This window comes from Blastococcus sp. TF02A-26, from assembly GCF_003319125.1.
Taxonomy (GTDB): domain Bacteria; phylum Actinomycetota; class Actinomycetes; order Mycobacteriales; family Geodermatophilaceae; genus Trujillonella.
This window is the reverse complement of the sequence record NZ_QOHG01000005.1, coordinates 264909-279372: the sequence shown is the minus strand read 5'-3', so window position 1 is coordinate 279372 and position 14464 is coordinate 264909. Positions and strand designations below refer to the sequence as shown.

14 protein-coding genes are annotated in these 14464 nt (G+C 76.5%); 2 read left to right on the top strand and 12 right to left on the bottom strand.

The annotated features are described in order from the left end of the window. Window positions 1-128: 128 nt before the first annotated feature. The 3 genes from pucD to DQ240_RS08110 are packed head-to-tail and all read right to left on the bottom strand — an operon-like array spanning window position 129 to window position 3834. Window positions 129-2483 (bottom strand): xanthine dehydrogenase subunit D, encoded by a 2355-nt coding sequence (gene pucD, locus DQ240_RS08120; protein WP_113839108.1) that lies wholly within the window; start codon window positions 2481-2483, stop codon window positions 129-131. Continuing rightward, window positions 2480-2962: a (2Fe-2S)-binding protein gene (locus DQ240_RS08115; RefSeq protein WP_113839107.1), complete on the bottom strand. Its 483-nt coding sequence runs from the start codon at window positions 2960-2962 to the stop codon at window positions 2480-2482. Before DQ240_RS08115 ends, pucD begins: the two co-directional genes overlap by 4 nt. Continuing rightward, on the bottom strand, window positions 2953-3834 hold the full coding sequence (locus DQ240_RS08110; protein ID WP_113839106.1) for a xanthine dehydrogenase family protein subunit M: 882 nt from the start codon (window positions 3832-3834) through the stop codon (window positions 2953-2955). Before DQ240_RS08110 ends, DQ240_RS08115 begins: the two co-directional genes overlap by 10 nt. A 138-nt stretch (window positions 3835-3972) precedes the next feature. On the opposite strand from DQ240_RS08110, the gene DQ240_RS08105 reads away from it, so the two are divergent. Then, the gene (locus DQ240_RS08105) at window positions 3973-5346 is read left to right on the top strand and encodes an 8-oxoguanine deaminase (protein WP_199589160.1); all 1374 of its coding nucleotides are present in this window, start codon (window positions 3973-3975) and stop codon (window positions 5344-5346) included. Between the two features lie 70 nt (window positions 5347-5416). On the opposite strand, the gene egtE is transcribed toward DQ240_RS08105, so the two are convergent. The 9 genes from egtE to egtA all read right to left on the bottom strand — a co-directional run bounded on the left by egtE (window position 5417) and on the right by egtA (window position 13797). Then, the gene (gene egtE / locus DQ240_RS08100) at window positions 5417-6535 is read right to left on the bottom strand and encodes an ergothioneine biosynthesis PLP-dependent enzyme EgtE (protein WP_113839104.1); all 1119 of its coding nucleotides are present in this window, start codon (window positions 6533-6535) and stop codon (window positions 5417-5419) included. Then, a complete protein-coding gene (locus DQ240_RS08095) occupies window positions 6532-7269 on the bottom strand; it encodes an anti-sigma factor (RefSeq protein WP_113839103.1) in 738 nt (245 codons plus the stop codon). The genes egtE and DQ240_RS08095 overlap by 4 nt, the downstream gene beginning before the upstream one ends. After that, the gene (locus DQ240_RS08090; RefSeq protein WP_233498587.1) at window positions 7247-7849 is read right to left on the bottom strand and encodes an RNA polymerase sigma factor; all 603 of its coding nucleotides are present in this window, start codon (window positions 7847-7849) and stop codon (window positions 7247-7249) included. Before DQ240_RS08090 ends, DQ240_RS08095 begins: the two co-directional genes overlap by 23 nt. A 71-nt stretch (window positions 7850-7920) precedes the next feature. Continuing rightward, window positions 7921-8595, bottom strand: coding sequence for a class F sortase (locus DQ240_RS08085; protein WP_113839102.1), 675 nt, complete (start codon window positions 8593-8595; stop codon window positions 7921-7923). Between the two features lie 40 nt (window positions 8596-8635). Then, window positions 8636-9454: a DUF4397 domain-containing protein gene (locus DQ240_RS08080; protein WP_113839101.1), complete on the bottom strand. Its 819-nt coding sequence runs from the start codon at window positions 9452-9454 to the stop codon at window positions 8636-8638. 101 nt (window positions 9455-9555) lie between these two features. Next, window positions 9556-10524 (bottom strand): L-histidine N(alpha)-methyltransferase, encoded by a 969-nt coding sequence (gene egtD, locus DQ240_RS08075; RefSeq protein WP_113839100.1) that lies wholly within the window; start codon window positions 10522-10524, stop codon window positions 9556-9558. After that, the gene (gene egtC, locus DQ240_RS08070) at window positions 10521-11216 is read right to left on the bottom strand and encodes an ergothioneine biosynthesis protein EgtC (protein ID WP_113839099.1); all 696 of its coding nucleotides are present in this window, start codon (window positions 11214-11216) and stop codon (window positions 10521-10523) included. Before egtC ends, egtD begins: the two co-directional genes overlap by 4 nt. Before the next feature lie 2 nt (window positions 11217-11218). Next, a complete protein-coding gene (egtB, locus tag DQ240_RS08065; protein ID WP_113839098.1) occupies window positions 11219-12520 on the bottom strand; it encodes an ergothioneine biosynthesis protein EgtB in 1302 nt (433 codons plus the stop codon). After that, entirely contained in the window at window positions 12517-13797 is a 1281-nt protein-coding gene (gene egtA, locus DQ240_RS08060) for an ergothioneine biosynthesis glutamate--cysteine ligase EgtA (RefSeq protein ID WP_233498586.1), read from the bottom strand. The genes egtB and egtA overlap by 4 nt, the downstream gene beginning before the upstream one ends. A gap of 165 nt (window positions 13798-13962) precedes the next feature. On the opposite strand from egtA, the gene DQ240_RS08055 reads away from it, so the two are divergent. Then, window positions 13963-14418, top strand: a complete 456-nt coding sequence (locus DQ240_RS08055) for a DUF309 domain-containing protein (RefSeq protein WP_233498585.1) — start codon at window positions 13963-13965, stop codon at window positions 14416-14418. Window positions 14419-14464 lie beyond the last annotated feature (46 nt).

The following is a 14464-nucleotide window of genomic DNA, read 5'->3' as shown; positions in this document are numbered from 1 at the left end:
GAACCACGAGGGACCTCCTGTGGTCGGAGTGGGTGCTTGGCGGCTCCCACAGCCAACCCGGAGGTCCCTCCTCACTTCAAGATCACCCTCGGCCAGAGGCCGTGCACCAACCTGTCCGATCAGTACAACTAGGTGCCGGTGAGGTGCTCCGGGCGGACGGGGACCCGCGTGAGCGGCAGACCGGTCGCCTGGCGGATCGCGGCGAGCACGGCGGGGCCGGAGGAGATGTTCGGCGCCTCGCCCACCCCGCGGAGCCCGTACGGCGCGTGCGGGTCGGCGTACTCGAGGACCTCGATCCGCATCGGCGGCATGTCGAGGATGGTCGGGATCAGGTAGTCGGTGAACGACGGGTTCTGCACCTTGCCGTCCCGGATGAGGATCTCCTCCATCACGGCCAGCCCCAGCCCCTGCGCCGTCCCACCCTGGATCTGGCCGATCACGGCCTGCGGGTTGATGGCCTTGCCGACGTCCTGGGTGCAGGCCATCTCGACCACCTTGACCAGGCCCAGCTCGGTGTCGACGTCGACCACGGCCCGGTGCGCGGAGAACGCGTACTGCACGTGCGCGAACCCCTGGCCGGTCTCGGGGTCGATCGCCTCGGTGGGGCGGTGCCGCCACTCCAGCGTCTCCTCGACCGCGTCGTCGCCGAGCACCTCGGCCAGCGGCAGCTCCAGTCCCTCGCCGACCACCGCGCCGTCGAACAGCCGCAGCTCCCCGACCGGTCGCCCGGTCAGCTCCGCCGCGCGCGCCAGCACCTGCCCGCGCACCGCCTCGCACGCGGCCTTGACCGCGCCCCCGGTGACGTAGGTCTGCCGGGACGCCGAGGTGGACCCCGCCGAGCCGACCTGGGTGTCCTTGGGGTGGACGACGACCCGGTCGACGCCGAGCTCGGTGCGCGCGATCTGCTGCTCGACGGTGACCAGCCCCTGGCCGACCTCGGCCGCGGCGGTGTGCACGGTGGCGACCGGCTCGCCGCCGACCACCTCGAGCCGTACCCGCGCGGTGGAGTAGTCGTCGAAGCCCTCGGAGAAGGCGACGTTCTTGTACGAGACCGCGTAGCCGACGCCGCGCCGGACACCCTCGCCGTGCGTGGTGTTGGAGACGCCGCCGGGCATGTGCCGCAGATCGTCCGGGGCGGCGTCCGGCATCGGCATGGCCTCCAGCCGGCGCAGCAGCTCCACCACCGGCGCCGGGCTGTCGATCACCTGCCCGGTGATCGCCGTCGAACCCTGCTCCATCGCGTTGCGGCAGCGCAGCTCGACCGGGTCCATCCCGAGCGCCGCGGCCAGCGCGTCCATCTGCGACTCGTAGGCGAACGCCGTCTGCACCGAGCCGAAGCCGCGCATGGCGCCGCACGGCGGGTTGTTCGTGTACGCGCCGTAGCAGTCGACGTGCACGTTGGGGACGACGTACGGGCCGATGCCCATCGTGCCGCCGTTGCCGACGACCGCCGGGGTGGACGAGGCGTAGGCGCCGCCGTCGAAGTAGATCTCGGCCTTCACGTAGACCAGGTCGCCGTCGCGGGTGGCGCCGTGCTCGTAGCGCATCGTCGCCGGGTGGCGGTGCACGTGCCCGAAGAACGACTCCTCGCGGTTGTAGGACATCTTCACCGGCCGCCCGGTGCGCAGCGCCAGGAGGCAGGCGTGCACGTGCATCGACAGGTCCTCGCGGCCGCCGAACGCGCCGCCGACGCCGGCGAGGGTGAGCCGCACCTGCTCCGGCGGGAGGCCGAGGGCCGAGCAGATCTGTCGCTGGTCGACGTGCAGCCACTGCGTCGCGACGTACAGCTCCACGCCGCCGTCCTCGGCCGGCACGGCGAGACCCGACTCGGGGCCGAGGAATGCCTGGTCCTGCATGCCGACCTCGTAGGTGTTCACCACGACGACGTCGGCGGTGGGCGAGGGGTCCCCGGTGCGCACCTTGAGGTGCCGCACGAGGTTGCCCTCCGGGTGCAGGTGCGCGGACTCCCGGCTGAGCTCGGTGACCTCGGCGTCGTCCTCGTGCACCGCGTTCCAGCGGGGATGCCCCAGGGCGGCGATCGCGTCGGTGACCGGCTCCCAGACCTCGTAGTCGACGACGATCCGGGCGGCGGCCGCCCGCGCGGTCTCGGGGTGGTCGGCGGCGACCAGGGCCACGGGCTCGCCCTGGTAGCGGACCACGTCGACGGCGAGCACCGGCTGGTCGGCCAGCTCCAGGCCGTAGGCCTTGGCGCCGGGGACGTCGTCGGAGGTGAGGACGGCGTGCACGCCGGGCACCGCCAGCGCCGGGCCGACGTCGATCGAGCGGATGCGGGCGTAGGGGTGCGGGCTGCGCAAGGTGACGCCCCAGAGCATGTCCTCCATCCAGAGGTCGCTGCCGTAGGCGAACTCGCCGCGCACCTTGAGCGTGCCGTCGGGGCGCTGCGCGTCGGTCCCGATCCCGCCGCCGGCCGGGCCGGTGAGGTGCCCGGGGGCGCCGGCGGGGGTGCGGGCCGGGGCGCTCATCGGGCGGCCATCCGCTGCGCGGCGAGCTTCACGGCGTCGAGGATCTTCTCGTAGCCCGTGCAGCGGCAGAGGTTGCCGGCCAGCGCCTCGCGGATCTCGGCGTCCTCGGGGGGCGCGCCGGCGGCCAGCGAGCGGGTGACCAGGTCGTCGGTCGCGACCAGCAGGCCCGGCGTGCAGAACCCGCACTGGACGGCGCCGGCGTCCAGGAACGCCTGCTGGACCGGGTGCAGGGACTCCTCGGTGGCCATCCCCTCGACCGTGCCGATCTCCCGGCCCTCGGCCTGTCCGGCGGCCACGAGGCAGGAGCAGACCGGCGTGCCGTCGAGGTAGACGGTGCAGGAGCCGCACTCGCCCTGCTCGCAGGCGTTCTTCGAGCCGGGCAGGCCCATCCGCTCGCGCAGGACGTACAGCAGGCTCTCGCCCTCCCAGACGTCGTCCACCTGCTGGGGCGAGCCGTTGACGGTGCAGGTCAGTCGCATGGTCGGGACTCCTTCGCGGTGCGGTACTCGGCCCACGCCCAGGTCAGGGCCCGGCGGGCCATGACCGAGAGCGCGTGGACGCGGTAGGCGGCGGTGCCGCGGACGTCGTCGATCGGGGCGGACGCCTCGGCGACCAGCTCGCCGAAGCGGGTGGCAGTGGCGGCCGGCAGCTCGCCGCGGGACTCCCAGAGGCCGGCCAGCTCCCCGGCCAGGAACTCCTCGGCGGCGGTCGCGCGGCGCGGGGTGGGCGCGGCCGAGCCGATGCCGGTGCCGACGGCGCCGCGGTCGGGGTGCAGCGCCAGGCCGAAGGCGGCGACCGCGATGACCATCGCGTTGCGGGTGCCGATCTTGCTGTACTGCTGCGGCCCGCTCGGCGGGGTGATCCGGACGGCGGCGATGAGCTCGTCCGGGGCCAGCGCGCTCCGCTTCACCCCGGTGTAGAAGTCGGTCACCGGGATCCGGCGGGTGCCCCGGACGGAGGCGACCTCGACCTCGGCGTCGGCGGCCAGCAGGGCGGGGTGCGCGTCGCCGGCGGGGGAGGCGGTGGCCAGGTTGCCGCCGACCGTGCCGCGGTTGCGGATCTGCGGCGAGCCGATCGTGCGGGCGGCCATCGCCAGCCCGGGCAGCCGGTCGCCCAGCTCGGTGATGACCCGCGCGTAGGGCACGCCCGCCCCGAGCCGGACGGCGCCGTCGTCGGGCGCCCACTCCTGCAGCTCGGCGACCCGGGTGAGGTCGAGGAGGACCGGTGGGCGCAGCCGGCCGAAGTTCACCGCGACCATGACGTCGGTGCCGCCGGCGATCGCGACGGCCTCGGGATGGGCGGCTCTCGCCTCCAGGGCCTCGGCCCAGGTGGTGGGCTGCAGGAACCGCATGCGTCCCCTCTCGTGGCTGGCGCCGGGCGCCGCAGCGGGCCCGGGGGCGGCCACGGTAGCTCCGAGGTGTTCCGTTCAGATGTCGTTCCGGCGCGCGGTGACTCGCCGCCGTCACACAGCCTGGGCAGGATGCGGCGCGTGGACAACCCTGTCGATCTGCTCGTCCGGGACGCCGAGCTGGTGGCCACCGTCGACGACGCCCGTCGCGAGATCGCCGGCGGCTGGGTGGCGGTCACCGGCGGGGTGGTCAGCGCCCTGGGCGGCCCGGGGGACCCGCCGCCGGCCGCCGTCCGCACCGTCGACGCGCGGGGCTGCCTGGTGACGCCGGGGCTGGTCAACACCCACCACCACCTGTACCAGAACCTCACCCGCGCCTACGCCCCCGCGCTGACCGGCGGGCTGTTCGACTGGCTGGTCACGCTCTACCCGCTGTGGGCCCGGCTGGACGAGGAGGCCGCGTACGTCTCGGCCTACGTCGGGCTCACCGAGCTGGCGCTGGCCGGCTGCACCACCTCCACCGACCACCTCTACGTGCACCCGCGCGGCGGCGGCGACCTGATCACGGCCGAGGTCGCGGCCGCCCGGGACCTCGGCATGCGCTCGCACTTCACCCGCGGGTCGATGTCCCTGTCGGTCAAGGACGGCGGCCTGCCCCCGGACTCGGTCGTGCAGGACGACGACGAGATCCTGGCCGACTCCGAGCGACTGGTGGCGCTGCACCACGACCCGTCGCCGACCGCGCTGACCCGCATCGCGCTGGCCCCGTGCTCGCCGTTCAGCGTCTCGACCTCGCTGATGACCCGGACCGCGGAGCTGGCCGAGCGCCTCGACGTCCGGCTGCACACGCACCTGTGCGAGACCCAGGACGAGGACGCGTTCTGCCTGGAGACCTTCGGCCGGCGCCCGGTCGACTACCTCACCGACGTCGGCTGGCTGTCGGACCGGACCTGGCTGGCACACGTCGTCTGGCCCTCACCCGACGAGGTGGGCCGGCTCGGCTCGGCGCGGGTGGGGGCGGCGCACTGCCCGTCGTCGAACATGATCCTGGGCTCCGGGCTGGCGCCGGTGAGCGAGCTGCGGGCGGCCGGGGCGCCGGTGGGGCTCGGGGTGGACGGGTCGTCGTCGGCGGACGCGGCGTCGCTGTGGTTGGAGGCCCGGACGGCGATGCTCCAGGGCAAGCTCCGGCACGGCGCGGGCTCGTTCTCCGCCCGGGACGCCCTCGAGGTCGCCACCCGCGGCGGCGCGGCCTGCCTGGGCCGGACCGGGGAGATCGGCGAGCTGTCGGTCGGCGCGTGCGGTGACCTCGCGGTGTGGCCGCTGACCGGGGTCGCGTTCGCCGGCGCGCTGTCGGACCCGGTCGAGGCGTGGCTGCGCTGCGGGCCGGTGGCGGCGCGGCACACCGTCGTCGGCGGGCGGTTCGTCGTGGAGGACGGCGTCCCGGTGCACCCCGGCCTGGCGGAGCAGCTCGCCGTCCACCGCCGGGTGTCCGAGCGGATGCAGGCGCCCGCCTGACGAGGCATGGGAAGCGAACCCCTCGTTCTCGGCACGAGGACGTGGGTATCGCTTCCCATGCCTCTGAGCGTCAGAGGGCGGCGGCGAGCGCCTCGAGGTCGTCGAGGGTGCCGTCGACGTGCGGGGAGACCCGCAGCACCGGGCCGGTCATCTCCCCGGGCGCCCGCTCGACCCCGATCGCGGTGGTGACGATCCCGTGCTCGGTCAGCAGCCGCGCCCGGGTGGCGACGACGTCCGCGCCGTCCGGGGGCACGAGCGTGGTGGCCGCCGTCGGCTCGTCGACCGGCTCGACCACCCGCCAGCCCGCCGCGCCGTCGAGCACCTCACGGCCGGCGCGGCCGAGCGCCGAGAGCCGCTGCCGCACCCGGTCCGGTCCGGCAGCGAGGTGCTCGCCGACGGCCAGGACCAGCCCCACCCGCCCGGCGACGTGCGCCTCGCCGGACTCGAACGCGCGCATCGGCGGCAGGTCCGCGGCGGGCGCGAGCACGGGGGTCAGCTGCGCCGCCACGGCCGGACGGACGCAGAGGAACCCGACGCCCCGCGGACCGGCCAGCCACTTGCGCGAGGTGCCGTAGACGACGTCGGCGCCGAGGTCCACGTCGACCTGCCCCAGGGACTGCGCCGCGTCGAGGACCAGCGGCACCCCGGCGGCCCGGCACAGCGCCGCGATCTCCCGCGCCGGCTGCACGACCCCGCGGTGGCTGGGCACGTGGGTGAGGTGGACCGCGACCGGCGGATCGGCCGCCAGCAGCCGCTCCACCTCCTCGGGGACGGCCCGCCCGACGCCGTCCACGGCCAGCGGCACCGGCGTCAGCCCGGCCGCACGCAGCATCGCGGAGTTCGGGGAGTACTCGCCCGGCAGGATCGCGACCCGGCCGCCGGCGGGCAGCCGCCAGCCGGCGAGCAGCGTGGCCAGGGCGGACTGCGCCGACTCGACGAACGCCAGGTCGGCCGCGGCCATCCCCACCAGTCCGGCGAGCACCGAGCGGCCCTGCTGGAGCAGGTGCTCGGCGGCCGCCTCGGCGACGTAGCCGCCGAGCTCGGCCTCGTGCCGGGCGTGGTGCGCGGCGGCGTCGAGCACCCGGGTGCTCTGCCGGCTGCAGGCCGCGGTGTCGAGGTGGCGCCCGGCCGCCCGGGGGCGGGCGGCGCGCCAGGCGGAGCCGAGGTCCTCGTGGGGGAGAACGGTCACGCCAGCTGGCCGCGGGCGACGGAGACGCCGGAGTGGCTCGGGTCGCCGTCCAGCGGTTCGACCGAGACGTCGACGATCGGGAAGGCGTCGACGTCGAGGTCGGCCGGCAGCTCGAGCTCCTCGGTGCCGGCGCTGACGACGCCGACCGAGACCATGCCCACCACGTCGGGATCGATCAGCCACACCTCGAGATAGCCCTCCTCCGGGGCGTCGGCGTCGAGGTCCAGCCGCAGCACGCGGCTGCCGTCGGGGCGCTCCACCACCTCCGCCTCCCCCGAGGCGCGGTTCTCGCCCAGCGGGTCGAGCTGGGCGGCGGCCACGGCCACGGTGGTCTCCTCGTCGTCCCGGTCACCGAGGACGACCGCGCCCGCACCGATCCCGACGCCGACGACGCCGGCGGCCGCCGCGGCCAGCAGCAGCCGCGAGCGGCGCGGCCGCAGCGGGACGACCTCGACGGTGCGGGCGGGCTCCTCGGGGACCACGCGGGCGCTGCCCTCCGGCGTGGCGGTCACGCCGGTGGCGGCCGCGATCGCCGTCCAGACGTGCGCCGGCGGGGCCACGGCGGGGCCGTGCGCGGAGAACTCGGGGACGGCGAGCGCCTCGACGCTGCGGCGCAGGCTCGCGACCTCGGCGGTGCAGGCGGCGCACCCGTCCAGGTGGGCGGCGTCCGCTCCGGTCAGCGGTTCACCGAGCGCGGCCAGCGCGAGGTCCTCAGGCGTGCAGTGCTGCGGCACCGTCCACCTCCAAGCGACTGCGCAGGCGCTCCAGTGTGCGCCTGATGTGGCTCTTCACGGTGCCCAGCGGCAGACCCGTGCGGGTCGCGATCTGGGCGTGGGTCAGGTCCTCGAAGAAGGCGAGCTCGATGATGCCGCGCTGCGGCTGGTCGATGCGCTCCAGCTCGTCGAGCAGCAGCACCCGGTCGGCGACCGCGGCGTCCAGCGGCCGGGCCGCCGGGGCCGGGCGGGTCTCCGCATCGGCGGCCGCGGCCTCGGCGAGCCGGCGCTGGCGGTCCCGCTTGGCCCAGGTGTCGGCGATCTTGTGCCGGCAGACGCCGACCAGCCACGCCGGGAGCGGGCCGGACTCCGGGCGGTAGCCGGTGCGGCCGGTCCAGGCCGAGACGAACACCTGCTGGGTGACGTCCTCGGCGTCGGGGCCCGGGCCGAACGCCCGCACCGCCATGCCGTGCACCTGCCCGGACCAGCGCTGGTACGCCAGCACCAGTGCCTGCTCGTCGCCGGCGGCGAACCGCCGGCCGACCTCGGCGTCGTCCGGCTCGAGGGAGGCCCCCGGGAGCGGGAGGACGTCGTCGGCCACGACCGAGACAGTAGTGCGACGGGCCGGCGGTGAAGATCCACGCGTCACCGCGGGGCGCTCCAGGACGCCGGTCACGGGACCGGCTCCGCGACGACGACCACGTTGTCCCGGTAGCTGCGGTACTCCGGCAGGAACGGCCCGCCGCAGGTGACCAGCACCAGCCGCGGGGCTCCGTCGCGGGCGAACAGCTCGGCCAGCGGGAGTTCCTGCTTGGTGATCAGCTCCCGGCCGACGACCCGCCAGCGGGTGACGGCGCCGGCGGAGTCGGTGACCAGCACCTCGTCCCCCGGCTCGGCCTCGCGCAGCGCGGCCAGGGCGCCCAGGCCCTGCTCGGCGTCGTCCACGTGCCCGGCCACGACCGCCGACCCGACCTCGCCGGGCGGCGGGCCGAAGCGGTACCAGCCGACGCGGGACACGTCCTCGGGGAGCGCCATCTGGCCGTCCTCGGCGACCCCCACGGCGTCGACCGGTGCGTCGACGCCCAGCGAGGGCAGGGAGAGCCGGACGGGTACGGGAGCCGCCGCCGGCGGGGCGGGAGCGGCGTCCCGGGTCACCACCGGGGGCAGCCCCTCGGGGACCGCCGGCGCCGACGGCGGGGGTTCCGCCGGCGCCGACGGGGTGGACGCGGAGAGGACCTGCTCGACGGGCGTGCCCGCCTCGGCCGGCGTCCGGGCCAGCTGCCAGGTGACCGGCGCACCGATCGCCAGGGTCAGGCCCAGCGCGGCGCCGACGGCTGCGCGTCGCATCGGGATCTCCTCCGGTCCGTGTCCCTCGGGTGCCCGACCGTCAGCGGCGACCGGCGACGAGCCGGCGGGCGGAGACGCCGGCGAGGGCGAGCCCGGCGAGGGAGGCGGCCGCCAGCGGCAGCGGGAAGCCGCCGTCGTCGACCAGGCCACCGGTGCCGCCCGGCACGCCGGACGGGGCGGAGTGCGCCGCGGAGACGGTCTGGACGGCGAGCTCGTAGCCGGCCTCCTCCGAGCCCCACGCGTAGACGATCGTGGTGGCGCCCTCGGTCAGGGTGAGGTCGGCCGGGCCGATGGCCACGGTGTCGGTGCCGGCCACTGCGACGTCGGCGGTGATGGTGCCGGCCGGGACCTCGAGGCTGGCCTCGTCCGGGTTGGTCAGCCCGGGGACGACGACCTGGCCGCCGGCCCGCACGTCGACCGCGGGCGCGGCGGCGGTGTGCCGGACCGTCACCCGGGCCTGGCCGGCCGGGACGGCGGAGGTGTCGTTGACGAAGGGCGTGAGCTTCGGGGCGCCGCCCTCGTCGAGGTGTGCGACGACCGTGGCGTTCGCGCCCGCGGGGACGGCCACGCCGTTCGCCGAGAGCAGCGGGGCACCGGAGCCGTCGGGGGCGTCGGCCGGGAAGAGGGCGAGGTCGTAGTTCCCGGCGGGCAGCTGCAGCGGGTCGGTCAGGGTCCCCGGCTGGAAGTCGTCGATCAGCCGCTCGCCGTTGGCGTACACGTCGACCGGCGTGTTCGGGACGGCGTGCAGGACGGAGACGGTCGCGGTGTCCGCCGCGGCGGCGGGGGAGGCGCCGAGCAGGACGAGGGCACCGGCGGAGACGGCTGCGCCGGCGACACCGAAGGTGCGGGTCCGGGTCATGGGACGGGTCCTTCCGGGGAGGGGGTGAGTGCGTTGACACCACCCCTTCCGCGGCGTTCGCGGCGGCGGATGCAGCCGGTTCACCCGTCCGGGGGGCGACCTCAGGCCGGCTGGGAGAGGGAGACCCCGAAGTCGCCGTCCGGGTCGGTCCACCAGTGCGTCAGCCGCAGCCCCGCCGCGGCCAGCTCCGCCTCGACCCGCTCGGGCCGGAACTTCGCCGAGACCTCGGTGCGCATCTCCTCGCCGGCGGCGAACGCCACCTCCAGGTCCAGGGCCGGCACGGCGACCCGCTGGTCGACGGTCGAGCGCAGCCGCATCTCGATCCACTCCGCCTCGGCGTCCCACAGCGCGACGTGCTCGAAGGTGGCCGGGTCGAAGCCCGCGCCGAGTTCGCGGTTGAGCACGGCCAGGACGTTGCGGTTGAACTCCGCCGTCACGCCCGCGGCGTCGTCGTAGGCGGGTACCAGCCGCGCCGGGTCCTTGACCAGGTCGGTGCCGAGCAGGAACGAGTCGCCGGGGGAGAGGGTGGCGGCCAGCTCGGCCAGGAACGCCGCGCGCGGCCCGGGCTCCAGGTTGCCGATGGTGGACCCGAGGAAGGCGACCAGCCGCCGGCCGTCGGTGGGCAGCCGGTCGAGGTGCTCGGTGAAGTCGCCGACCACCGCGTCGACGGCCACGCCGGGGTACTCGGCGGTGATGGCCGCCCCGGCGGCCTCGAGCACCGACGGGTCGACGTCGAAGGGGACGAAGCGGCGCAGCGTGCCGGCGTCGCGCAGCGCCGACAGCAGCAGCCGGGTCTTCTCCGACGTCCCGCTGCCCAGCTCGACCAGCACGTCGGCGCCGGACGCCGCGGCGATCTCCCCGGCCCGGGCGGCGAGCACCGCCCGCTCGGCCCGGGTGGGGTAGTACTCGGGCAGCCGGGTGATCTCGTCGAACAGCTCGCTGCCGCGCTCGTCGTAGAACCACCGCGGCGGCAGCGACTTCGGCGTCGCCGTCAGCCCGGCCAGCGCGTCGGCGCGCAGGGCGTCGCGCGCGGCGCCGGGGGCGAGGTGGCTGGTCAGCGAGACGGTCATGGAGCTCCGATCGGGGTGAGGGTGAGGCCGTCGGGGGTGACCTCGACGAGGTGCCGGTCGGGGAGGTCGCGCCAGGCGGGGTCGTCGTCCCACGGCTCGCTGGCCAGGGCGGTGCCCTCGTCGGTGACCAGCACGGACAGGGTGTCGCCCCAGGTGGTGGCGAGGAGCCGCCCGCCGTCGGCGGCGAGCAGGTTCAGCCGCGCGGCGGGGTCTGCGGCCCCCACCTCGGCCACCGTGGCGGCCAGGGCGTCGAGGCCGCGGTCGAACACCAGCGCCGCGAGCAGCGCGCTGTCGACGGTGGACTCGGCGTCGCGCACCGGCGGCAGCACCGCCCGGTCGACCCGGCCGTTGTGCGAGAGCAGCCGGCGACCGTCGGTGAACGGGGCCGCGGCGCTCTCCTCCAGCGGCATGCCGACCGTCGCCGAGCGGACGGCGGCGACCACGCAGCCCGACCGCAGCACCGGGGCCACCGAGGCGAACGAGGGGTCGCCCCACAGCGGGCGCGCCGAGCGCCAGCGGGCCGGTCCCGGCCGGTCCGGCACGTAGAAACCGATCCCCCAGCCGTCGGCGTTGACGGTGCCGTACCGCTGCCGGCGCGGGGCGTAGGACTGCACCAGCAGGGACGACGGCGGTTCGAGGACCAGCGAGGCGAGCGTGCGCGGCCGGCCCAGCCAGGCGAGGTGACGGCACACGGTCAGACGTCCCAGGCCAGCCGGAGGCCGCTGAAGACCTGGCGGCGGATCGGGTGGTCCCAGTTGCGGAAGCTCGGCCGCAGGATCGACGCGCCCACCGCCCACGACCCGCCGCGCAGCACGCGGTAGTCGCCGCCGAAGAAGGGCGCGGAGTAGTCGGCGTAGAGCATCGGCCGGAATCCCGGCCAGGGCGTGAACCCCGACGACGTCCACTCCCAGACGTCGCCCATGAGCTGCTCGACGCCGTACGCCGACGCCCCGGCCGGGTACGCGCCGACGGGGGCCGGGCGCAGGGCGGCCCCGTCCAGGTTCGCCAGTGCCGCGGTGGGCTCGACGTCCCCCCAGGGGAAGCGCCGCCGGCGGCCGAGGGCCGGGTCCCACACGGCCGCCTTCTCCCACTCCACCTCGGTGGGCAGCCGGGCACCGGCCGCCCCGGCGGAGCCGGCCGACAGCCAGGCGGCGTACGCCTCGGCCTCGAAGAACGTGACGTGCTGGACCGGTTCGTCCGGCGGGAGTGCCTCGACGAGGCCGAACCGGGTGCGCGTCCCGTCGGGGCCCCAGTACATCGGCGCGGTCAGCCCGGCCTCGTCGCGGTGCGCCCGGCCGCGGGCGGACCACCAGCGGTCGTCGCGGTACCCGCCGTCGGTGACGAAGGCGGCGTACTCGGCGTTGGTCACCGGCACCCGGCCGATGCGGAACGCCGGCACGTCGACGACGTGCGCCGGCCGCTCGTTGTCCAGCGAGAACGGCTCGTCGGCGGCGTCGACGCCGAGGACGAACGGCCCGCCGGGCACCAGCACCGACGTCCCCGCCACGCCGGACCGCCCCGGGGGCAGCGGTGCGCCGGCGCCCAGCAGCGGCGGGCCGGTCCGCAGCGCGAGGGCCTGCAGCATCGTCTCGTCGTGCTGCTGCTCGTGGCTGACCACCATCGCGAAGTCGAAGGGGTCGTCGTCCCCGCCCAGGCGGTCCAGCCGGTCGAGCACCCGGCCGCGCACCTCGCCGCAGAAGCGCCGGGCCTCGACCGGCGGCAGCAGCGGCAGCCGGGCGCGGACGGCGCGCGGCTGGGCGAAGGCGTCGTAGAGACGCTCGACGTCGGCCGGTAGCAACCCGGTGCGGGTGGCATCGCCGCGGCGCAGCAGCCAGAGGTCCTCCTGCTGGCCGATGTGCGCGAGGTCCCAGACCAGCGGGGACAGCAGCGGCGTGTGCTGCCGCAGCAGCTCCGGCTCGTCGTGGTCGGTGAGCAGCAGGGTGCGCTCGCGGGCGGCGGTCAGGTCGCGGCCCAGCAGCTCGCGGACGTCGGTCACGGGAACCCTCCGGTGGTGGCGAGCAGGGCGGCGGCTGGCCCGCCGGCCCGCAGGGCGTCGAGCTGGGCGGTGCCGGGGTCCTCGCCCCGCTCGACGAGCTCGGCGAGCGCCTCGACCTCGGGGCGCAGGGCTGCGGGGACGGCGTCGACCGCGGCGGCCAGGCACCCGCGGGCGGCGGCGCGCAGGGCCGGGTCGGTCAGCCCGGCGCGGGCGGCGCGGTCCCAGGCGCCGGCGGTCGGCGCGCTGGCGGCGGCCGCCCGGTCCGCGGCGACGGGGTCGTCGAGGAGTGCGGTGGTCACCGCGGCCAGCGCCGGCCACCACGGTTCGGGCGCGGCGTCGAGGTAGCGGATCTCCAGCCAGCCGCGCGGCCGCACCGGCGGGAAGAGCGTGGTCAGGTGGTAGTCCAGGTCCTCCGGCGTGGGCCGGCGGCCGCCCAGGACGGCCTCGCCGCTCACCCAGTCGGAGAACGCCACCCGTGCGCGCACGGGCTCGGCGCCGTCGTCCGTGCGGACCAGCATCACCGGCGCGGCCAGTGCGTAGGCGGCCCACTCGCCGGCCGGGTCGTCGCCGCGCAGGACCGGACCGCAGCGGGCCTGGTCGATCTCTCCCCAGACCTGCTGACGGGTCGACCGCCAGCCGGTGGGCCGGCCGCCGGCGAGCGGCGAGCAGGCCGAGACGGCCACCAGCACCGGTCCGAGCTGGTGGGCCAGGGCCACCCGGTCGCCCCAGCCGGCAGCCGGGCCGGCGTCCAGGTTCACCTGCAGCGACGCGGTGGAGGTCATCATCGCCGTCCCGGCGCCGGCGCACCCGACCGCCGTGAAGTGCTGCTCCATCGCGGCGTACCGCGCGGCGGGGTTCACCCGCTGCGGCGGCCGGAGCGGATCTGTGCCCGCGGCCGCCAAGCCGAGCCGGTCGGCGGCGAGGACGGCGGCCACCACCGCCCGGTCGGCCCGCAGGGCGGCCACCGCGGCGACGACGTCGGGCAGCGGCGGGCCGGAGAGCTCCACCTGACCGCCCGGCTCGCAGGTCACCCGGCTGCCGCCGGGCAGCGGGGGCACCGCGGCCAGCGCGCCGCAGACCCGGCCCCAGGGCACCCGGGCGGCGGGCCGGTCCAGGTCGACGAGGTGGTGCTCCAGCTCCAGCCCGACGGTGCCCACCGGCCCGTCGCGCAGCGCCCCCGCCGCGACGGCGGCGAAGGCGGTGTCGAGGTCCAGCGCGCTGCTGCGCAGATCCGTGCTGCGCAGATCCGTGCTGCGTTGATCCGTGCCAGGGGCCACCGGGGCCCACCCCCTCCAGGTCCGGACCGGTCGCCGGGGCGACCGCGGGTCGGTGCGGGGGCGGCCCGTCGAACCGGCCGTCCTCGACTCCATCGTGCACGCCGGTACCGACAGGACAACCCCTCCCGGCGCACGCGCGAGAGGTATTCGCGAGACGATGGCCAGGTGGATGCCTCCCCGGCACGCAGCAGCGGCCTGCGGCCCCGGGACGCGCTCGGCCGTCCGCTGCCCTTCGGCGCCGAGGGCGTGGAGCGGATGCCGGAGGGCGTCGAGCGCACTCCGGACGAGGCCCTGACCGAGGCGCAGCGGCTGCTGGACGACGGCCTGCCCTTCCACGCCCACGAGGTGCTCGAGGACGCGTGGAAGGCCACGACGGGGCCCGAGCGGGAGCTGTGGCGCGGACTGGCCCAGCTCGCCGTCTGCGTCACCCACGCGGCCCGGGGCAACCCGCGCGGCGCCGCGACGCTCCTGGACCGGGCCGCGCGGAACCTCGAGCCCTTCGTCGGCGACCCGCCGCACGACGTCGACGTGGTGGGGCTGCTCGCCTGGGCGCGGGCCGCCGACCCCTCCGGCCCCCTCGCCCCGCCGTCCTTGCGTACCGGGAGCCCCGGCCCGCCCTGACGTTCAGCCTTTCGCGCGCGAAAGTCCCCGGGAGGGGTCACCAGCG